The organism is Pseudomonas sp. LBUM1644 (assembly GCF_059716195.1).
The window spans coordinates 5,019,923-5,040,583 of record NZ_CP166812.1 but is presented as its reverse complement, the minus strand read 5'-3'; the positions used below and the strand labels follow the sequence as shown (position 1 = coordinate 5,040,583).

The following is a 20,661-nucleotide window of genomic DNA, read 5'->3' as shown; positions in this document are numbered from 1 at the left end:
ATGCGAAAGGCTGCGATCTTTTATTCCTGCCGCGCCGTTCACAGGCGCGGCGCCGGTACTTGGTCGAGCAGTTGCCGCAGTACGTGATCGACCTCCAGTCCTTCGATATCCAGCTCCGGGGCGATGCGCACGCGATGGCGCAGTACCGCCAATGCACAACCTTTTATGTCATCCGGAATCACGAATTCTCCGCCGCGCAACAAGGCACGCGCCCGGGCGCAGCGTACCAGGGCAATGGAAGCCCTGGGGCCGGCGCCGAGGGTCAGCCCCGGCCAGCTGCGGGTGCTGCGGGCCAGGCGCACGGCGTAATCGAGCACCTGGTCGTCCAGCGGCAGGTCGCTGGCGATGCGTTGCAAAACCAGCACGTCCTTGGCTTGCAGCACGGTGCGCAGGGGGTGCACGTCGAGCATGTCGGCACGGGTCGAGCGACTGACCTGGCGCACCATATTCAGTTCTTGTTCCGCGTCGGGGTAATCCATGCGCACCTTGAGCATGAAGCGATCCAGCTCGGCTTCCGGCAGCGGGTAGGTGCCTTCCTGTTCGATGGGGTTTTGCGTGGCGAGCACCATGAAGGGTTGCGCGATGGGAAGGGCGCGACCTTCGAGGGTGACCTGCCGTTCCTGCATGGCTTCAAGCAGTGCGGCCTGGGTTTTGGCCGGGGCGCGGTTGATTTCATCGGCCAGCAACAGGTTGGTGAACAGCGGACCTTTGCGCAGTTTGAATTGCTCGGTCTGCAAGTCATACACCGCGTGCCCGGTGACGTCGCTGGGCATCAGGTCCGGGGTGAACTGGATGCGCGCAAACTCGCCGCCGAAGCAGCGAGCCAGTGCCCGCACCAGCAAGGTCTTGCCCAGCCCCGGCACCCCTTCGAGCAGCACGTGGCCACCGGCGATCAGTGCCGTGAGCACGTCGTCGATCACGCTGTTCTGGCCGATCACGGCTTTTTGCAGTTCAAGGCGCACGGCCTGGGCCAACTGGCTGGCACGTTGGCGTTGTTGAATGGCGTGGCTGGGTGCTTCAGGCTCGATCTGTTCAGTCATAAGGCATTCCTCAAGGTTTGCAGGTGAGCCACCTGGCGGCTGAATTCAACGCTTGCAAGCCGTTGCTTCGGCCGCGGGCTCATGGCCTGGCTGATTGCGCGTGTGGGTTGGCCGCTCAGGCGCGCGAGCACCAGCCATTGTTCGGCAACGCCGAGCTGTTCAAAACCAGGGTGGCGGCGCCGCACGCGCCGCAAGATGTCCTGTTGCAAGGCGTGCAACAGACGCTGCTGACCGTTGTGGCGCAACATGAAATCGGCACTGGCGTGCAGGTGCTCCTGAAGTTGCCGGCGGCCCTTCGAGGCGTGTTCCAGCAGCGGACCATGGCGCACCCCGACGTGCCAGAAGCCGAGACCGATCAAGGCAATCAATGCCACCAATGCTTGCGGGAAGTAACGCAGCAGCAAGGTCAGCAGGCTGTCGTGTTCGATGTTGAACAGCAATGTCACGCTCGTGTCCGTATTCAGGTACCACAGCAGCCAGGCATTGTCGTATTGGCCGATGGCCGGGGTTTTCCACAGATCGGCGTCGGTCACCACGGTGATCGAGCCTAGCCCGTGGTTCAGCTGCATCATGTGCGTGGCCTTGCCACTGTTGGCCCAGGCCTGTGCGAGGTTTTTCGGGTCGTCGAGATGGAATGCCGTGTCGAAACTCGCGTAGGCCGGCGCGTCTTCGTCTTCCAGATAGAGCTTGGTCAGGTTGGGGTAAGGGTCGTCGACTTTATCGGGCGGCGGGTCCTTGAGGTCTTTGCTCAGAGACTGGTGCAGTTGGACCCGGTCCAGCAGCAGGTCATTGCTTTGGCCGGTCTTGTCATCCCACAGCGATTGGGCGACAAACAATAGACGCCCGCCCGCGCGAGTCCAGTTCATCACTTGATCGATCTGGCGCGGGGTCATGTTGTACCGGTCCCCGAGCAACAACAGGCTGTGCTGACGCGGGTCCAGAGTGGGCAGGATGTCGAGGCTGTTGGCATGGCTGACGGTCAGTCCCTGTTGGCGCAGGAAATGCTCGGCGGCCAGGTAAGGATTGGCCAGGGCTTCAGGCGAGGGGCCGTGATCGATTTCTGCCTGATACGGCGTCGCCTTCACATACAGGTAAATACTCAGCGCACCCAACAGTACGGCGATGGACACGCCAGCCGTCAGCCACAGCCGGCGGCTCAATGGGTTGCTCCGGGGCTGAACAACGTTCGCCAACCGTCACACAACTCCTGTTGCAAATGCGCGGGTGGCAGGCGATGCCCATAGGCCATGTTTTGCCAGTGCCCGGTCAGCTTTTTGCTGAAGGCCAGCAAGGCCGGTTGTTGCAATTGTTCAACATGCTCCAGCACCTGGCCTTCGGTATCGGCGGGTTTCAACGCCATGTTGTAGTCGTGCAGCAAGTGGCTGAGCAGGGCGCGATAGAGCAAGCCGAGCGCCTCGCGAGGACTGGACTGCCAGAGGCTTTCAGCAGTGCCGGCAATGTCCGGGGGCAGGGATTCGCGGTTGAGGTCCAGGCCGAACGCCTGCTGCGGCAACGGGCGTGCGACTTTGTTTTTCAAGGACGGTCGACGACTGACGAAGGCCTGCAACCAGTCACGGTAACGCCAGATCAACAAGCCTATGGCTCCGACCACCGACCCCCACAGCAACACTTCAATCAAGGTCGCCAATGCGCCGAAGCGTTGGTTACCCAGCAGCTTGAGCAGCGCCTTCAGCCATTCGGGTGCCTGGTCATCGTTCGCGGTTTCGGTGGCGGGCTTGTCCTCGCCAAAACGATAGCGCGTGATGGTTTCCTTGTTCTTGAACGGCGGCTGATCGAGGATCGCCTTGATGCTGTCCCGGGACGCCTGGCTGGTCAGCGGCTGGTCCAGCAGGCGCGGAGTGTCGGGTGAAATGACGGGGTCGGCGGCCCAGACGGAGTGCGCCGCAGGCATCAGCAGCAATGCCCCCATTAGCAGCGTGACGGCTACACTGCTCAAGCGTTGGCGCATGCGGCGGAACACCAGTTCGATATCCCAGGCCTCCAGCACCGTGCGCCGGTTCAGGTAAAGGCTGAAACCGCAGGCTACGTAGATCGGTTCCCAAATCACCAGCACTAACACGTAAAACACATTGGTCAGGTGCTCCAGCCAGCGCCAGTCTTGTGTGGCGGCGGACAGCAACGTCTGCCAGCTCCATTCGAGTTCCACCTGTTGCGGCAGGAGCATGTAGAACAACACCGTCAGGCCGATCCACAACGCGCTTTCCAGGTGCGCGCCGATGATCGTCAGCCACCGCGCCGCGCCGCCGTTGCGCTGCAGCAGCACCTGCAAGCGCTGTTGTCGTGCCTGTCCATTCAAGCCTTCGAGTTGCACCACCGGCAGCAGGAAGCTGCGAGTCAGGCTAAAACGTCGCCAGGTCAGGCTGGCCAGCAGTTGTGGCTTGAGCAATCGTGGCCATTGGCGCAGCGCCTGTTTGAGCGTGGGTGTTTCGCCGAACATGGCTTTGGAAAGGATGTACAGCGGCAGACGTTCGAACGCCGGTTTCAACCACCAGAAAATGAACGCCGCGAGGGAGGGGGAGTCCCACAGCAGCCAGGTGAGCAGGGTGAAAACAGGCACGGTCACGATGGCCCAACTGGTCATCAGCAGGCGTCGGTGACGCTGGCTCAGCAGCACCCCCAGGTCCATGGCTTCCCAGGTTGTTCGAGGGCGAATAACGACCGTCGCGTCACTCAGGCGCATGGCGCGTCCGTCCGGCAAACAGCAGATACATCGCCACCAGCCACCAGAGCGCCGTGCCGACCAGGTATTTGGTCATCGGTGCAGGCGCGGTCATGGACGACCAGTAGGCTTCGATAAAGGCCGCAATCAGCAGAAACAGCATGACCCCGCAAATCAACAGCACACTCTTGCGCGCTGCCAGGCGCAAGGCTTCGGCCCGAGGCAAGCGCCCCGGTGCGATCAAGGCCCAGCCCAGTTTCAGGCCTGCTGCCCCGGCGAGTGCGATGGCGCTGAGTTCGAAAGCGCCGTGGCCAATCACGAATGACCAGAAGGTCTGCCCGTAGCCGATATACGTCAGGTGCCCGGCCACCGCGCCAATCATCAAGCCATTGAAGAACAGGAAAAACACACTGCCCAGGCCAAACAGCACACCGCTGGCGAAGGTCTGAAAAGCGATGCCGATGTTGTGCATGATGTAGAAGCCGAACATCACCCAGTCTTCACTGGCCGCCCGTTCCGCCGAGCGCCCGAGGTGACCGGCAACGGGGTCGTACATGCTCTGCATCTCACTGACCTGCTCGGCCGGGATCAGGTTGTAGATCAGGTCCGGGAACAAATACACCAGCAGGGCGAAGCCGATCAGGCTGCCAAAAAACATCAGGCCGGAGGCAAGCACGAAACGCCATTGTTCGCGCACCAGCCGCGGGAAGCCCGCCAGGATGAAGCCCGCTACATTGGCCCCCAGACGACTGCGGTGGCGGTAAAGTTGTTGATGACCCCGCAGTACATATTGCTGCAAGGAATCAATCAGGAAACTGCTGTAGCCGCGTGCCCGGGCCAGCGCCAGGTGGTGGCACAGACGTCGGTAATCGCCTGCAAAACTTGCGACCTGCGAGGCTTCCTTGCCCTGTTCCAGCCGTTCAAGCGTCAGGGAAAACTGTTCCCATTCGGCCTGGTGGCGATTTTCGAAAAGGCTTTGTTTCATGCGGGGCCCAACAAGCCACGGGCGATGCCGTTGAGTTCGGCCACCGCGCGTGGCGCTGGAACCTGTAGCGGTTGGGCGAGGATGGAGGCGAGTTCGTTGACCCGCGCCTCGGAAAGTTCACCCTGGCGTTCGGCAAAGCCGAGAATCGCGCGTTGTTCGGTCAGCGTCAGGGCAAAGCCCGGGCGCCGGGGTTCGGCGGCGGGAAGTTGCGGTCGGATGAGCGGATGTTCCCGGTAGATCACCAGCGTACCGGCGGCCAGGTCGCCGAGGCGCTTGAAGCTGGGATGTTGCAGGCAGCTGATCGCCCCGAGGAAGTAGCCAAACGGCAGCATGTCGACGAATCGCAGCAGATTGCGCAGTAGCGAAGAAGACCAGCCGATCGGCGTGCCGTCATCTTGCACAACCCGCAGGCCCATCCACTGCTTGCCCGGCGATCGGCCCTGGTTGAGCACTTCGAACAGGACCATGTACCACCAGCTCACGACGAACAGCAGGATCGAGCCGAGACCTGCACCGAGCTTTCCCAGAAACGCCAGGACAATAAACAGCACACCAAGGATCAGCCCTCGCAGGCCGAGGTCGATGGAGAACGCCAGCGCACGGGCCATCAACCCGGCAGGGCGCAGTGGCAGGTCGATGCCTTCGGGCGTTTCGACTTGATACCGCGTATCCAGTGGCGGGGACAGCGTCGCTTTCCTTGGCAGTGCTGTGGTCTCGAGCATGGGCTACCTGATGATGTGGCCTGATCGGGATTCTCTATCCGTCCGATGCTAGCAGCCTCTCGGGGAAAAACGACATAACTATGTATTGCACGGTGAGTAGCGAGAGGTGATTGAATGACGAGACTACTGGCCTGGGCAGGATGTGAACGCCTAGACTTCGCCGATCTTCAGTTCAGGAATAGCCCGTGACCTCCATCTTCTGGTACGACTATGAAACCACGGGCATCAACCCCCGTTGCGACCGGCCACTGCAAATGGCGGGGCTGCGCACCGACTTCGATCTCAACGAAATAGACGAACCGCTCAACCTCTACTGCCAACCCAGTGAAGACATCCTGCCGCATCCGGCGGCCTGCGCGATCACCGGTATAACGCCAGGCCGATTGGCCGAACACGGTTTGAGCGAAGCGGACTTCATGACTCGGGTGCATGCCCAGCTCGCCGCGCCCGGCACCTGTGGGGCGGGGTATAACACGCTGCGTTTCGACGACGAGATGACCCGTTACAGTCTGTATCGAAACTTTTTCGATCCTTATGCACGCGAGTGGCAGGGCGGTAACAGTCGCTGGGACTTGATCGATGTGGTGCGGGCGGCTTATGCCTTGCGCCCTGATGGCATCGTTTGGCCGAAGGACGACGAGGGGCGGGTAACGCTCAAACTCGAGCGTCTGACCGCCGCCAACGGTATTGACCACGGAAATGCCCACGAAGCGCTGTCGGACGTTCGCGCCACCATTGCCCTCGCACGCTTGATTCGTGAAAAACAGCCAAAGCTATATGACTGGTTGTTTCAATTGCGCGGTAAACAAAAGGTCATGGACCAGATTCGGCTATTGCAGCCGATGGTGCATGTTTCCGGGCGCTTTTCGGCAGCTCGCCACTTCGTCGGCGTGGTGCTGCCACTGGCCTGGCATCCTCGTAATCGCAACGCCTTGATTGTCTGTGACCTGCACCTGGACCCTCAAGGCTTGCTCGATCTGGATGCCGACACCTTGCGCCAGCGGTTGTATACCCGGCGCGATGACCTGGCCGAGGGCGAGTTGCCAGTGCCGCTCAAACTTATCCACATCAATAAATGCCCGGTGGTGGCACCGTTGTCGGTACTTCGCCCGGAAGATCAGCAGCGGCTCGGCCTGGATATGGCGCTCTATCAGGCGCGGGCCCTGCGGCTAAGTGACGCACAAACAGTTTGGCAAGACAAAGTGCAGGCGATTTATGCGAGCGAGGATTTTTCCTCGAGCCAGGACCCTGAGCAACAGTTATACGATGGTTTTATCGGTGATCGGGATCGGCGTCTATGCGAGCAAGTCCGAGCGGCGGACCCTGCACAATTAGCGCAAGAGCAATGGCCTTTCGATGATGAACGTTTACCCCAATTATTGTTTCGATATCGCGCACGAAACTTCCCCGATACCTTGAGTTTCGAAGAGCAAGAGCGTTGGCGAATATTCTGTCAGCAACGTTTGTCAGACCTTGAGTGGGGGGCGCCCAATACACTGCAAAGTTTCGTAGACGCCGCAGCCCAATTGAACATTACGGCTACAACGTTTCAGCAGGAAGTGCTCAATGAATGGCAGGATTATGTGCAGGGATTACGCAAACGTTTGAATCTTTGAAAACGAATATGTCCGAGGGCTCGAATAGCGGGCATAAAAAAACGCCAGCATTTGCTGGCGTTCTTTTTTTGTCGCGGATCAGTCTGCGACAAGCTCTGTGGCTTAGCCCAGCAGAGTAGCCCAGCCTTCAACCACGTCACCGCCCCACTTGGCTTTCCACTCTTTCAGAGTTTTGTGGTTGCCACCTTTGGTTTCGATGACTTCGCCGTTGTGCGGGTTTTTGTATTGTTTAACTTTGCGAGCACGCTTGGTGCCAGTAGCTTTTACTGCGCCGCCACGTGGAGCTTTGGTTTTGGCTTCCGGATCCAACAGCGCAATGATGTCACGCAGGGACTTGGAGTACTCGCCCATCAGGGTACGCAGTTTGCCTTCGAATTCCAGCTCGGTTTGCAGTTTGTCGTCTTGGGACAGGTTCTTCAAACGGGCTTGCAGCTCTTTGATAGCTTCTTCGGTGGCGCGATATTCGTTGATCAAGGACATGAGGACTACCTTATGTTGGGCGCTGGATGGCAGGGGACAGTGCCGCAATAATAGTCAGGGTGTTTCATCAAGTAAACATTTAACCGGAGTTTATTTAATTTAGTTGCGGTGAATAGGGCATAAATTGGATGTGCATTTAAAAAGTCTGATGCATTCATCACAGATATTCACAATTGGGCTATTGAAAGTGGTTGCAATAGCACCATCGCGCGGGCGGTGGGGCTAGCGGAATTTGTGTCACTGCAACGATCTGAGACCCAGGGCATCATCATATACTGCAGTTTTGCTGCGCAATCGCTAGAATGGCGGCCTTTGCGAAGTTCTGGAGTTTCCCCCTCATGCGCACTTTTCGGCTGGTGATTTCTTGCCCGGACCGCGTCGGTATCGTTGCTAAAGTCAGTAACTTTCTGGCGTCACATAACGGCTGGATCACTGAAGCGAGCCATCACTCGGACAATCTCAGTGGCTGGTTCTTCATGCGTCACGAAATTCGTGCCGACTCGCTGCCGTTTGGCATTGAAACCTTTCGCGAGGCGTTTGCGCCGATTGCCGAAGAGTTTTCGATGGACTGGCGCATTACCGATACCGCGCAAAAGAAGCGGGTGGTATTGATGGCCAGCCGCGAGTCACACTGCCTGGCCGACTTGCTGCACCGCTGGCACAGCGATGAACTGGATTGCGAAATTTCCTGCGTGATTTCCAACCATGACGACTTGCGCAGCATGGTTGAGTGGCACGGCATTCCTTACTATCACGTTCCGGTCAATCCACAGGACAAAGAGCCAGCATTTGCCGAAGTTTCGCGCCTGGTCAAACTGCACGATGCCGAAGTGGTCGTACTTGCCCGTTATATGCAAATCCTGCCGCCGGAGTTGTGCCGCGAATATGCACACAAAGTCATCAATATTCACCACAGCTTCCTGCCATCGTTCGTCGGTGCGAAGCCGTATCACCAGGCTTCCTTACGCGGTGTGAAGTTGATTGGCGCTACTTGCCACTACGTGACCGAAGAACTGGACGCCGGCCCGATCATCGAGCAGGACGTGGTGCGCGTCAGTCACAGCGACAGTATCGAAGACATGGTGCGTTTCGGTCGTGACGTCGAGAAGATGGTGCTGGCTCGCGGACTGCGCTATCACCTGGAAGACCGGGTGTTGGTGCACGGCAACAAGACAGTCGTGTTCTGACCGCAGCACGGAACGGTTGATATTCGAAGGGCCTGGGCGTTCAATCGCTGCAGGCCCTTCGCCGTTTTTGCACTGAGGACATGATCATGGCCGATCCACTGGACAAAGCTACCTCCAAGGCGCCCGCCACATTGGGCGAAGGCTGTTTGAGCCGTTATGACCCGGAAGACATGAGCGCGGAAGATGGGACGGAGTTTCCCGGTGCGGCGGAGTTGTGGGAGCAGTTGCAAGAGAAGTCTTACGATAAAACCGGGGACGCCTGAAAAGATCGCAGCCTGCGGCAGCTCCTACATGGATCGCATTCCCCTGTAGGAGTTGCCGAAGGCTGCGATCTTTTAGGCTTGTTTGACCTTCATCAACCTCTTCAACAGCGGCCGCCCCAGCATCAGCAAAAATACCGGGCCACCGACCACTAGATAGAAGTAATACGTCACCGCCCGCCAAATCAGTATGGCCGCCGCCGCCGTGGATTTTCCCACCATCGGCGCCAACAGCGCCGCCGAGGTCAGCTCTGCCGCGCCGGCACCGCCCGGCAACAGACTGAACTGCCCCGCGCTCAGTGAAAGCATCTGGATCAGAAAGCTCCAGGCCCACTGCAAATCCGCGCCAAGCCCGCGCAGCGCCAGATACAGCACGCTGTAGCGCAGCACCCAATGCACGCAGGTGAGGGCGAAGACTTTGATCAGCGTCTGATAGGGCAACTTCAACGTGTCGGTAAAGGCCGCCAGGAAGTGCAGGAGTTTTCGCGCCCAGCGCAGGCGCGTGGTGCTTTTGACATTGAGGCGGGCCAGCAACCGACCGCTCAACCGAATCAGCAGACGGTGATACCGGGCGACCACGACACAACTGAGTAATCCGCCGAACATCGAAATCGCGCTCACCATCAATAGCCATTCCATGCGCTGGCTGAGGTGCTGGAACAAGGCGTAGATCAGAATGCCGCTCAACGCGCAGAGAAAAAACAGCAAATCGCTCAGTTGATCCATGGCAAACACCGCACTGCCCCGGGCCGGCCGCACGCCATTGCGCGCCAGTAGCGCCATGATCGTCAGGGGCCCACCGCTGCCGCCCGGTGTGGCGCAGTAGGCGAATTCGGCGGCCATTACCACTCCGAGGCTTTTGACCGGGCTCACCTTGTCGCACTGATCACCCAGCAACAGGCGTAAACGCAGGGTGTTGACCACCCAACACAGCAGGATCATGCCAAACATGATCAACAGCCACGTCAACGGAAAGCTTTGCAGTCGCGACCATGTCTGGTTACCGCCGAGCAGCAGCGGGATCAGCACCGCAGCGAGCAGGGCGACGAACAGCAGAATTCCGCGACTCATGCGGCTTGACCGATACGGTCGTCGTGCAGCGCCAGCCAGTTGACCTTGGTCATCGGCATGCGACCTGCGTCGAGCAAACGCTTGAGGGTTTGCAGCCAGTAAGTTCGCGAAAATTCATGACGCATGTCCACCGGATGCAGGCCGAGGCGAATCACCGGCGCCTGGCGCCAGCGTCCCTCGCGCTGATCGCTGACCAGTTTTGACAGGCCTCGGCGCCAGGCACTGCGGGCACTCCAGACCAGTCCTGGTGCATCGATCGGGGTGAAGTCCGGCAGGCGGTATAAATGCTGTGGATCGCTGGTGTAGCTCAGCGGTAACCGGCGCAAAGCCTCGCGGGTGCCATCGCTCATCAACCACGCCGGGGCGACGAACCCCTGCAGCGGCCAGTCATATCGCTGGAAGACTTCGATGCCAGCGCGTAGACGGACCAGTGCGGCCTCCTGCGACAGGCCGTAAAATTCGCCTTCATGGGTGTAGACCCGGCGCATGAACCAGTCTCGGGGATTGCTCGCCATGGGGCCGTCATCGCAATGGAAGTAACCGTGCAACGCCAATTCGTCGCCCCGGGCAACCCGGCGGGTCAGCAGGCGTCGAAAGCCCGGATGGGCATCCAGGTCGTTGTGCTTGTGGAAATTCGGCACCACCAGCCAGGTAATCGGTACGGCACCTAACGCATCGACGGCTTCGACGAAGGGTTGGTAATCGGCCCAGGTTTGCGGTGCGACGTCGTGCAGCACCAGTAGAAGGCTCGGCACGTTCATGAGCTCATCCATTGGCGGCCAGCGGCCATTGGCTGCCGAGGACGGCGTGATAGTGTCCCAGCAGGCTGTTAACCACTGCATCCCACGAGTAGTGCTGTTCAACATGGCTGCGGGCCTGTTTGCCCAAAACCGCGCTGCCCGAATTGAACAGCTCGCGTATGGCATTGGCCATCGCCAGCGGATTGTTTGGCGCACAGAGCAGGCCGCATTGATCGGTGACAATTTCCTGAAACGCCCCGGCCGCCACCGCTACCACGGGAATGCCACTGGCCATGGCTTCCAGTATGACCAGGCCGAAGGTTTCCTGATCGCCGGCATGCACCAGCGCATCAGCACTGGCCATCAGTCGCGCGACTTGCGTCGCCGGGCAGAACTCATCGATCACGGTGACATTGTCCGGTACCTCGGCTGGCATCGATGAGCCCACCAGCAACAGGTGATAGCGCCGTCCCAGGCGACGCATGCAATCGAGCAGCACCGGCAGGTTTTTTTCCTTGGAGCCGCGTCCGGCGAAGATCAGCAGGTGGGTGTTTTCATCGATGCCCAATTCCGCCCGCAGCTCTGGATCACGCGCATCGGGATTGAAGATTTGCAAGTCGACGCCCAGCGGCTGCACGAATACTTTTTTCACGCCTAGCCCGATCAGCTTGTCGGCCATGACCTGGCTCGGCGCCAAAACCCGGTCGAAGTTGCCGTACAGCTTGCTGACATAGGCTTCGACATTGGTGGTGACCCAGTTGCCCATGCGGTTGCTGACCAGCAGCGGCAGGTCCGAGTGATAAAAGCCGATCGCCGGGACATCGAGTTGGCGTTTGGCATCGAGCGCCGCCCACGCCGTGAGGTAAGGATCGCCGACCTCGATCAGGTCCGGCTGCAGATCCTGCAAGACATTGCGCCAGGGCGCGAGACGGAGGGGGAAGCGATAACCCTTGCCGAAGGGCAGGGCGGGGGCCGGCACCGTGTAGACGCCATCCCGTTCACTCAAGGACGCCCCGGGAATCAACAGGCTATGGCGAATGCCCGGCTTGATGCCCAGGCGACGGTGTTTTGCATCCAGATAAGTGCGCACGCCACCGCTGGCAGGGGCGTAGAACATAGTTATGTCAGCGATATGCACGATGAGCATCCCTCCGGTCCGTTGTTCTCCCTTGGTTGACCTTTATGAAGGATAGATGTTCGTTTGGGGTTTTGTGGTGGGGTGTCAGTGAGTTGTGTGTAGCTGGGCGTGACGCCTTCGCGGGCAAGCCTCGCTCCTACAGGGGCGGTGTGAATCTGTAGGAGCGAGGCTTGCCCGCGAAGACGCCAGTTCAGACACTAAATACGGAAACTGCCCACCAATTGCTTCAGGCGCGCCGCCTGATGCTCAAGGTCAGAACACGCCCGCAATGTCGCTTGCAGGTTTTCCACCCCTTCCTGGTTCAACGTGTTGATCTCGGTAATGTCCACGTTGATCGACTCAACCACGGCATGCTGTTCCTCGGTCGCCGTCGCCACCGACTGGTTCATGCCGTCAATTTCACCAATACGCAAGGTCACGCTGTTCAGACGCTCGCCGGCCAGGTTGGCGATTTCCACGCTGTCCTGGCTGTGGCGCTGGCTGTCGCTCATGGTGCTGACGGATTCGCGGGCCCCGACTTGCAGCTCCTCGATCATGGTCTGCACCTGTTGAGCCGATTCCTGGGTGCGGTGCGCCAGGTTGCGCACTTCATCGGCCACCACCGCAAAACCACGACCGGCTTCACCGGCCCGTGCCGCTTCGATGGCCGCGTTCAGCGCCAACAGGTTGGTTTGCTGGGAAATACTGGTGATCACTTCCAGAATCTGCCCGATGTTCACGGTTTTGCTGTTCAGCGATTCGATGTTGGTACTCGATGCGCTGAGCATGCTCGACAGCTGGTTCATCGCGGCAATACTGCGATCCACCACCTGCTGGCCGTCCTCGGCCAGGCTGCGGGCATCGCTGGCCTGGTTCGACGCTTGCGCGGCGTTGCGGGCAATTTCCTGGGCGGCGGCACCGAGCTGATTGATCGCGGCGGCGACGCTGTTGGTGCGCGAGGCTTGCTGGTCGGAGTTGAACATCGACGAGTTCGAGGCGGCCACTACCCGCAGGGCCACTTCGTTGACTTGCCCGGTCGCCGAGGACACTTCGCGGATCGAACCGTGAATACGCTCGACGAAACGGTTGAACGCGGTGCCGAGAATGCCGAATTCGTCGTTGTTCTGGATGGTCAGGCGTTTGGTCAGGTCGCCTTCACCGTCGGCAATGTCGGCCATGGCGCGGGTCATGACGTGCAGCGGCTGGATCAGGATGCGGATCAGCATGCCCAGCAAGGCAATGATAACTGCCACGGCAATAATGGTCGCGACCACTGCCGAGGTGCGGAACTGGCTGAGCATCGAGTAGGCTTTTTCTTTATCAACCGACAGACCGATGTACCAATTAACCGAAGGCAGTCCTTTGATCTGGGTGAAATTGAAGATGCGGGTCTTGCCGTTGACCTCGACTTCGCTGAAGTCCCTGCTGATGCGCGGCGTTCCTTGCGGGTACGCCTCAGTCAACGACTTCATCACTAGCGTTTTATCCGGATGGACCAGGATTTTGCCGTCGGCACTGACCAGAAACGCATAGCCCATGCCGCCGAAGTCGCGGGCACTGAGGTTGTCGATCAGGGTTTGCAGGCTCAGGTCGCCGCCGACTACGCCAACGCTTTGCCCGGCCTTTTTCGAGGCGGTGGCGATGGAGATGATGGTCTGGCCGGTGGCCGCATCGATGTAGGGTTCAGTCAGGGTCGCCGTACTGCTGCTTTCTGCACCTTTGTACCAAGGGCGCACCCGAGGATCGAAGCCCGAGGGCATTTTTGCGTCCGGACGAATAATGAAACTCCCGGTGGCATCGCCCAGGTAGGACGCCATGAAGGTCGATGTCAGGGCTTTCTGCTCAAGCAGGCTGGTGACCGTGCCTTGCTCCGGGTTGATGGCGATGTTCTGCGCGAGGTTATCGATGAGCAGGATGCGGCCGTTCAGCCATGTCTGGATGTCATTGGCGGTGACATCCCCCATCTCGTTGAAATAGCTGTTCAAGTCGTCGCGGATAGCGTTGCGCTGCAAGTAGTCGTTATACAGAGTGAACGAGGCAAAAGCGGCAATGACGATAAGCGCGGCGGCAAGCAGGATTTTGTGGCTGAAACGCAGATTTTTGTTCATGGCATGGACTGTCCGCTAAGGTCTTATTATGTGTAAGGCGTGTTGCTGATAACGCGCGCAAATGGCTGCGCAGAGGCGCGGTCGTATATTCCAGGCCTCCATGCGGAACGTAAGACCTTGCGATCCGTTGGGTCTCTTGCTTTTCTCTATCGGCCGTGAAGGATCAAAGATTAACCATGGGTGACCAAATGCCTGATTCATTGCAACTCGTTATCGGTGCCGATCTCGCCGGGCAGCCGATCGCTCAGGCCATGCGCCTGGCAAACCGTCATGGTCTGGTCGCGGGCGCCACCGGGACGGGTAAAACCGTCACCTTGCAACGCATGGCCGAAGCGTTCAGCGATGCCGGCGTAGCGGTATTTGCCGCGGATATCAAAGGCGATTTGTGCGGTTTGGGTGCCGCCGGCAACCCTCAAGGCAAGATCGCCGAGCGAATCGCCGGGATGCCTTGGCTGAACCACAAACCTCAGGCTTATCCGGTGACCCTGTGGGATATTCACGGCGAGTCCGGTCATCCATTGCGCACCACCTTGAGTGAAATGGGCCCGTTGCTGATTGGCGCGCTGCTGGAATTGACCGACAGCCAGCAATCAGCGCTGTACGCCGCCTTCAAGGTGGCGGATCGCGAAGGCTTGCTGCTGCTGGACCTCAAGGATTTGAAGGCACTGCTCAATCATCTGCGTGATCACCCCGAATTGCTCGGGGATGACGCTGCGCTGATGACCACTGGTTCCAGCCAGGCACTGCTGCGGCGCTTGGCTACTCTGGAACAACAAGGCGCTGAAGCCTTGTTCGGCGAACCGGCCCTGCAACTCGAAGACATCCTGCAGCCGACCGCCGATGGCCGTGGGCGCATTCATTTGCTCGACGCTAGCCGTCTGGTGCATGAAGCGCCGAAGGTCTACGCGACGTTCCTGCTGTGGTTGCTGGCCGAACTGTTCGAGCAACTGCCGGAGCGCGGTGATGCCGACAAACCATTGCTGGCGCTGTTTTTCGATGAGGCGCACTTGTTGTTCGCGGGTACGCCCAAGGCGTTGCAGGATCGCCTGGAACAGGTGGTGCGACTGATTCGTTCGAAAGGCGTGGGTGTTTATTTCGTCACCCAGTCACCGGGCGACTTGCCAGATGACGTGCTGGCGCAACTGGGTCTGCGGATCCAGCATGGCTTGCGCGCATTCACCGCCAAGGAGCAGAAGTCCCTGCGTGCGGTGGCGGAAGGCTTCCGGCCGAACCCGGCGTTCGATGCCTTGTCGGTGCTGACCGAGTTGGGGATTGGCGAGGCACTGGTCGGTACCTTGCAGGACAAGGGCACGCCGGAGATGGTCCAGCGTGTACTGGTCGCGCCGCCACAATCGCGGATCGGACCGTTGACCGAAACGGAACGCACGATGCTGATCGCGGGTTCGCCGTTCAAGGGACGTTATGACAAACCGGTTGATCGAGAGTCGGCGTATGAAGTGCTGATGGGACGCAAGGGCCTGGCGCCAGAGGCCGAAACGGTTCCGGGCAAACCGGCGGCTGAAGAGCCGAGCTTCACCGACAAGGCCGGGGAGTTCCTGGGAACGGCGGCGGGGCAGGCACTGAAATCGGCGATGCGGCAGGCGGCTAATCAATTGGGCCGGCAATTGGTACGCGGCTTGATGGGCTCCCTACTCGGCGGCAGCAAACGCCGCTAAAAGTAAAAGATCGCAGCCTTCGGCAGCTCCTACATTGGATGGCGTACCCTGTAGGAGCTGCCGAAGGCTGCGATCTTTTGATCTTGCTTCTATTCCTTGGGTTTGGCGTGAGCCGCGAGTCGTTCAAGCGCCGCTCTTAGTTTCGGATCACTGATCCCATCCGCCGTGGCCTGAATGGTCGCACCCGCATCGCTGGACAAACTGATGGTATGCCCCACTGCCCCTTGCTGAACGGTCGGCGGCTGAACCTTGAACAGAATCCGCGTCAGGCTGGCGAATTCGTCGAACATCTGCAGTTGCCGTTGCAGCCGCTTTTGCTGGTAGCGCAGACGGGTTGCCCAATGACCATCGGTGACAATCAGCAACAAACTGCCCTCGCGCCACGACGCTACATGGCAGTGCTCGCGCGCGGCGGGCTGCAATTGGCTTTCCACCAGGCGTTGTAAATGACCCAGGCGTTGAGCATGGCCGAAGATGGCTTTCAGCGGTTTGGCTTCGCGAAGCAGAACGGCGGGTGCTCTGGCCGTAAGAGGGCGAAATGCCATGATCAGACACCTGAAGTAACAGAGCCGCCATGGTAGCAGAAAGCACCCGATTGGCCCGACCCATTGCTTTGCGAGCGCTTTACCCATTAAATCAACAAGTAACTTATGCCGTGAATGGCTTGAAGTTCAGTAAAAAGCCCTTATTTTAAGTGAGCCCCGTCACAGCGCTGTGCCAGCATCGTGGAATAACGCCACTTTCCTCACCATCGTTTCCGGGTAGAATGCTCGTTCGCATGCGGCCATGAGGGCTGCACGGGCGACTCACGGGGCCGCCCTCCATCCCTTTAGTGTGGAAGATCCTGCCGATATGTTTGCGCCTTTGTTAAAGAAACTTTTTGGAAGCAAGAACGAGCGTGAAGTCAAACGCATGCTCAAGACGGTGCAATTCGTCAATGCCTTCGAAGAGCAAATGGTGGCCCTTTCGGACGATCAATTGCGTGCCAAGACAGACGAGTTCAAGGCCCGCATCGCCAAAGGGGAAACCCTCGACAAACTGCTGCCAGAAGCCTTTGCGGTCGCCCGCGAAGCCGGTAAGCGTGTCATGGGTATGCGCCACTTCGATGTCCAGCTGATCGGCGGCATGACCTTGCATGAAGGCATGATCGCGGAAATGCGTACCGGTGAAGGCAAGACCCTGGTGGCAACACTGGGCGTTTACCTGAACGCGCTGTCCGGGAAAGGCGTGCACGTTGTTACCGTGAACGACTACCTGGCCCGTCGTGACGCCAACTGGATGCGTCCGCTCTACGAATTCCTCGGCCTGACGGTCGGCGTGGTCACGCCATTCCAGCCGCCGGAAGAGAAACGTCTGGCCTACGCCGCCGACATTACCTACGGCACCAACAACGAATTCGGTTTCGACTACCTGCGCGACAACATGGCGTTCAGCATGGAAGAAAAATTCCAGCGCGAACTCAATTTTGCCGTCATCGACGAAGTCGACTCCATTCTCATCGACGAAGCCCGTACCCCGCTGATCATTTCCGGTCAGGCCGAGGACAGCTCCAAGCTGTACATCGAAGTCAACAAACTGATCCCGCAGCTGGAATTGCACGTCGAAGAAGTGGAAGGCGAAGTCACCAAGGCCGGTCACTACACCGTCGACGAGAAGACTCGCCAGGTCGAGCTCAATGAAGCCGGGCACCAGTACGTGGAAGAAACGCTGACCCGCATCGGCCTGCTGGCTGAAGGCGAAAGCCTGTACTCGGCGCACAACCTGAGCCTGCTGACTCACGTGTATGCCGGTCTGCGCGCGCACAAACTGTTCCATCGCAACGTCGAATACATCGTGCAAGACGGTCAGGTTGTCCTGGTCGACGAACACACCGGTCGTACCATGCCGGGTCGTCGTTTGTCCGAAGGCCTGCACCAGGCCATCGAAGCCAAGGAAAACCTCAACATCCAGGCCGAAAGCCAGACGTTGGCGTCGACCACGTTCCAGAACTACTTCCGTCTTTACAACAAGCTGTCCGGCATGACCGGTACGGCCGATACCGAAGCGTTCGAGTTCCACCAGATCTATGGCCTGCAGGTCCTCGTCATTCCGACGAACAAGCCGTTGGCCCGTAAAGACTACAACGACCTGGTGTTCCTGACCGCCGACGAGAAATACACGGCTATCGTCGCCGACATCAAGGAAAGCATGGCGTCGGGTCGTCCGGTGCTGGTCGGTACTGCGACCATCGAAACTTCCGAGCGCATGTCCGACCTGCTCAACAAGGAAGGCATCGAACACAAGGTCCTGAACGCCAAGTTCCACGAAAAAGAAGCCGAGATCATTGCGCAAGCCGGTCGTCCGGGTGCACTGACCATCGCCACCAACATGGCCGGTCGTGGTACCGACATCCTGTTGGGCGGCAACTGGGAAGTGGAAGTTGCTTCGCTGGAAGACCCGACCCCTGAGCAGATTGCCCAGATCAAGGCCGACTGGCAGAAACGTCACCAGCAAGTGCTGGAGTCGGGAGGTTTGCAGGTGATCGCTTCCGAGCGTCACGAATCGCGCCGTATCGACAACCAGTTGCGTGGTCGTGCCGGTCGCCAGGGTGACGCCGGTTCCAGCCGTTTCTACTTGTCGCTCGAAGACAGCCTGATGCGCATCTTCGCCTCGGACCGGGTGAAGAACTTCATGAAAGCCCTGGGCATGCAGCCTGGCGAAGCGATTGAGCACCGCATGGTGACCAACGCCATCGAAAAGGCGCAGCGCAAGGTTGAAGGCCGCAACTTCGACATTCGTAAGCAACTGCTTGAGTTCGACGACGTCAACAACGAACAACGTAAAGTGATCTATCACATGCGTAACACGTTGCTGGCTGCCGACAACATTGGTGAAACCATCGCCGATTTCCGTCAGGACGTACTCAACGCCACGGTCAGCGCCCACATTCCTCCGCAATCGCTGCCTGAGCAGTGGGATGTGGCGGGTCTGGAAGCGGCGTTGCAGAGCGACTTCGGTGTGGCGCTGCCGATCCAGCAATGGCTCGACGAAGACGATCACCTGTATGAAGAAACCCTGCGCGAGAAGCTGCTGAACGAATTGCTCGCTGCCTACAACGAGAAAGAAGAGCAAGCGAGCGCCGAAGCGCTGCGCACCTTCGAGAAACAAATCGTTCTGCGTGTGCTTGATGACCTGTGGAAAGACCACCTGTCGACCATGGATCACCTGCGTCACGGCATTCACTTGCGTGGTTATGCGCAGAAGAACCCGAAACAAGAGTACAAGCGCGAGTCCTACACGCTGTTCTCCGAGCTGCTGGATTCGATCAAGCGCGACTCGATCCGTGTGCTGTCGCACGTCCAGGTTCGCCGCGAAGATCCAATCGAGGAAGAGCAACGCCTGCGTCAGGAAGCCGAAGCACTGGCGGCACGCATGCAGTTCCAGCACGACGAAGCACCGGGTCTTGAGCAACCGGAACTGCTGGGTGAAGAGGTCGATGTAGCCCTTGCCACCGCGCCGGTCCGTAACGAACAAAAGCTGGGCCGTAACGAACTGTGCTACTGCGGTTCGGGCAAGAAGTTCAAGCATTGCCACGGGCAGATCCAGTAAAACCCGTTTCATACGCTGAAATACCCGCGCCGCGACCGGCATCAGCCGTCGCGGCGTTTTGCCATTTAAACCACCGTCCTTCCTGACGACGGTGCTGACATCTTTATAAGGAGCGCATTCATGGCTGTTGGTCTTGGTCCTTTGCCAACGTTGCACCCGGTTGCCGGTTTTGAACTCGGTATCGCCTCGGCCGGCATCAAGCGCCCGGGGCGCAAGGATGTTGTGGTCATGCGCTGTGCCGAAGGCTCCACGGTAGCGGGTGTGTTCACCTTGAACGCCTTTTGCGCCGCGCCAGTGATCCTGGCCAAGCAACGCGTGCAAGGTCCGGTGCGCTACCTGTTGACCAACACCGGCAATGCCAACGCCGGTACTGGCGAACCTGGCCTCGCCGCTGCCGAACGCACCTGCGCCAAACTGGCTGAGCTGACCGGCGTCGATGCCAGCCTGGTGCTGCCGTATTCCACCGGCGTGATCGGCGAGCCGCTGCCGGTCGAGAAGATTGAAGGCGCATTGCAAGCCGCCCTCGACGACCTGTCGGTCAACAACTGGGAAGCTGCCGCCACCGGCATCATGACCACCGATACCCTGCCCAAAGGCGCCAGCCGCCAGTTCGAGCATGACGGCGTGACCATCACCGTCACCGGTATCAGCAAAGGCGCGGGCATGATTCGTCCGAACATGGCGACCATGCTCGGCTACATCGCTACCGACGCCAAAGTCTCCCGCGATGTCTTGCAAAACCTGTTGCTGGATGGCGCCAACAAGTCGTTCAACCGCATCACCATCGACGGCGACACTTCGACCAACGACTGCTGCATGTTGATCGCCACGGGTCAGGCTGCGCTGCCGGAAATCACCCGCGCCGAAGGCGAGTTGTTCGCCAAGTTGAAACAAGCGGTGTTCGAAGTGTGCATGGACGTGGCCCAGGCCATCGTTCGCGATGGCGAAGGCGCGACCAAATTCGTCACCGTTGAAGTCAACGGCGGCGGCAATCACCAGGAATGCCTGGATGTGGGTTACACCGTGGCTCACTCGCCGCTGATCAAGACCGCACTGTTCGCCTCGGACCCGAACTGGGGCCGTATCCTTGCCGCGGTCGGTCGTGCCGGTGTGCCGAATCTGGATGTGAGCAAGATCGACGTTTTCCTCGGTGATGTGTGCATCGCCAGCCGTGGCGCTCGGGCCGCGACTTACACCGAAGCCCAAGGCGCGGCCGTGATGCAGCAGGAAGAAATCACCATCCGTATCGAACTGGGTCGCGGCGATTGCAGCGAAACCATCTGGACCACCGACCTGTCCCACGAATACGTGAAGATCAACGCCGAGTACCGTACCTGATCAACCGTTAGACCGAGTCGCTGCCTTCGCGGGCAAGCCTCGCTCCTACAGGG

Annotated in this window: 17 protein-coding genes and 1 pseudogene; 6 read left to right on the top strand and 12 right to left on the bottom strand. The window is 59.3% G+C overall.

Annotated features, from left to right (window positions below):
- Window positions 1–38: 38 nt before the first annotated feature.
- From ACA052_RS23085 to ACA052_RS23065, 5 genes are read right to left on the bottom strand one after another with little or no spacing between them, the layout of a single operon-like run.
- Window positions 39–1,040: an AAA family ATPase gene (locus tag ACA052_RS23085; RefSeq protein WP_497646941.1), complete on the bottom strand. Its 1,002-nt coding sequence runs from the start codon at window positions 1,038–1,040 to the stop codon at window positions 39–41.
- The gene (locus tag ACA052_RS23080; protein WP_497646940.1) at window positions 1,037–2,200 is read right to left on the bottom strand and encodes a DUF4350 domain-containing protein; all 1,164 of its coding nucleotides are present in this window, start codon (window positions 2,198–2,200) and stop codon (window positions 1,037–1,039) included. Before ACA052_RS23080 ends, ACA052_RS23085 begins: the two co-directional genes overlap by 4 nt.
- Complete coding sequence (locus tag ACA052_RS23075) at window positions 2,197–3,741, bottom strand: DUF4129 domain-containing protein (RefSeq protein WP_497646939.1); 1,545 nt, start codon at window positions 3,739–3,741, stop codon at window positions 2,197–2,199. Before ACA052_RS23075 ends, ACA052_RS23080 begins: the two co-directional genes overlap by 4 nt.
- Window positions 3,728–4,705, bottom strand: a complete 978-nt coding sequence (locus tag ACA052_RS23070) for a stage II sporulation protein M (protein ID WP_497646938.1) — start codon at window positions 4,703–4,705, stop codon at window positions 3,728–3,730. Before ACA052_RS23070 ends, ACA052_RS23075 begins: the two co-directional genes overlap by 14 nt.
- Window positions 4,702–5,427 carry an RDD family protein gene (locus ACA052_RS23065; protein ID WP_497646937.1) on the bottom strand — a complete coding sequence of 242 codons (726 nt, stop codon included), beginning with the start codon at window positions 5,425–5,427 and terminating at the stop codon, window positions 4,702–4,704. Before ACA052_RS23065 ends, ACA052_RS23070 begins: the two co-directional genes overlap by 4 nt.
- A gap of 185 nt (window positions 5,428–5,612) precedes the next feature.
- On the opposite strand from ACA052_RS23065, the gene sbcB reads away from it, so the two are divergent.
- Complete coding sequence (gene sbcB, locus ACA052_RS23060; RefSeq protein ID WP_497646936.1) at window positions 5,613–7,043, top strand: exodeoxyribonuclease I; 1,431 nt, start codon at window positions 5,613–5,615, stop codon at window positions 7,041–7,043.
- A 102-nt stretch (window positions 7,044–7,145) separates the two neighbouring features.
- On the opposite strand, the gene mvaT is transcribed toward sbcB, so the two are convergent.
- A complete protein-coding gene (gene mvaT / locus ACA052_RS23055) occupies window positions 7,146–7,523 on the bottom strand; it encodes a histone-like nucleoid-structuring protein MvaT (protein ID WP_497646935.1) in 378 nt (125 codons plus the stop codon).
- Window positions 7,524–7,861: 338 nt separating this feature from the next.
- Between mvaT and purU the strand changes: the two genes are divergently transcribed.
- The gene (purU, locus tag ACA052_RS23050) at window positions 7,862–8,710 is read left to right on the top strand and encodes a formyltetrahydrofolate deformylase (RefSeq protein WP_497646934.1); all 849 of its coding nucleotides are present in this window, start codon (window positions 7,862–7,864) and stop codon (window positions 8,708–8,710) included.
- A gap of 86 nt (window positions 8,711–8,796) precedes the next feature.
- Window positions 8,797–8,973, top strand: a complete 177-nt coding sequence (locus ACA052_RS23045; RefSeq protein ID WP_497646933.1) for a hypothetical protein — start codon at window positions 8,797–8,799, stop codon at window positions 8,971–8,973.
- A 72-nt stretch (window positions 8,974–9,045) separates the two neighbouring features.
- On the opposite strand, the gene gpgF is transcribed toward ACA052_RS23045, so the two are convergent.
- From gpgF to ACA052_RS23020, 5 genes and pseudogenes are all read right to left on the bottom strand, one after another.
- Complete coding sequence (gpgF, locus tag ACA052_RS23040) at window positions 9,046–10,041, bottom strand: glucosaminyl phosphatidylglycerol flippase (protein ID WP_497646932.1); 996 nt, start codon at window positions 10,039–10,041, stop codon at window positions 9,046–9,048.
- Entirely contained in the window at window positions 10,038–10,814 is a 777-nt protein-coding gene (gene gpgD / locus ACA052_RS23035) for an N-acetylglucosaminyl phosphatidylglycerol deacetylase (protein WP_497646931.1), read from the bottom strand. Before gpgD ends, gpgF begins: the two co-directional genes overlap by 4 nt.
- A complete protein-coding gene (gene gpgS, locus ACA052_RS23030; protein ID WP_497646930.1) occupies window positions 10,807–11,928 on the bottom strand; it encodes an N-acetylglucosaminyl phosphatidylglycerol synthase in 1,122 nt (373 codons plus the stop codon). Before gpgS ends, gpgD begins: the two co-directional genes overlap by 8 nt.
- Before the next feature lie 188 nt (window positions 11,929–12,116).
- Entirely contained in the window at window positions 12,117–12,881 is a 765-nt protein-coding gene (locus tag ACA052_RS23025; RefSeq protein ID WP_497650382.1) for a methyl-accepting chemotaxis protein, read from the bottom strand.
- Between the two features lie 93 nt (window positions 12,882–12,974).
- A pseudogene (locus ACA052_RS23020) lies at window positions 12,975–14,006 on the bottom strand (HAMP domain-containing protein); the annotation flags it as partial.
- Between the two features lie 188 nt (window positions 14,007–14,194).
- Here ACA052_RS23020 and ACA052_RS23015 point away from each other — a divergent pair.
- Window positions 14,195–15,682 carry a helicase HerA-like domain-containing protein gene (locus ACA052_RS23015; protein ID WP_497646929.1) on the top strand — a complete coding sequence of 496 codons (1,488 nt, stop codon included), beginning with the start codon at window positions 14,195–14,197 and terminating at the stop codon, window positions 15,680–15,682.
- 89 nt (window positions 15,683–15,771) lie between these two features.
- Here ACA052_RS23015 and ACA052_RS23010 read toward each other — a convergent pair whose 3' ends face one another.
- Window positions 15,772–16,227 carry a DUF721 domain-containing protein gene (locus ACA052_RS23010; protein WP_497646928.1) on the bottom strand — a complete coding sequence of 152 codons (456 nt, stop codon included), beginning with the start codon at window positions 16,225–16,227 and terminating at the stop codon, window positions 15,772–15,774.
- Window positions 16,228–16,534: 307 nt separating this feature from the next.
- On the opposite strand from ACA052_RS23010, the gene secA reads away from it, so the two are divergent.
- Window positions 16,535–19,270, top strand: coding sequence for a preprotein translocase subunit SecA (secA, locus tag ACA052_RS23005; RefSeq protein ID WP_497646927.1), 2,736 nt, complete (start codon window positions 16,535–16,537; stop codon window positions 19,268–19,270).
- Window positions 19,271–19,390: 120 nt separating this feature from the next.
- Complete coding sequence (gene argJ, locus ACA052_RS23000; protein ID WP_497646926.1) at window positions 19,391–20,608, top strand: bifunctional glutamate N-acetyltransferase/amino-acid acetyltransferase ArgJ; 1,218 nt, start codon at window positions 19,391–19,393, stop codon at window positions 20,606–20,608.
- The last annotated feature ends 53 nt before the right edge of the window (window positions 20,609–20,661 follow it).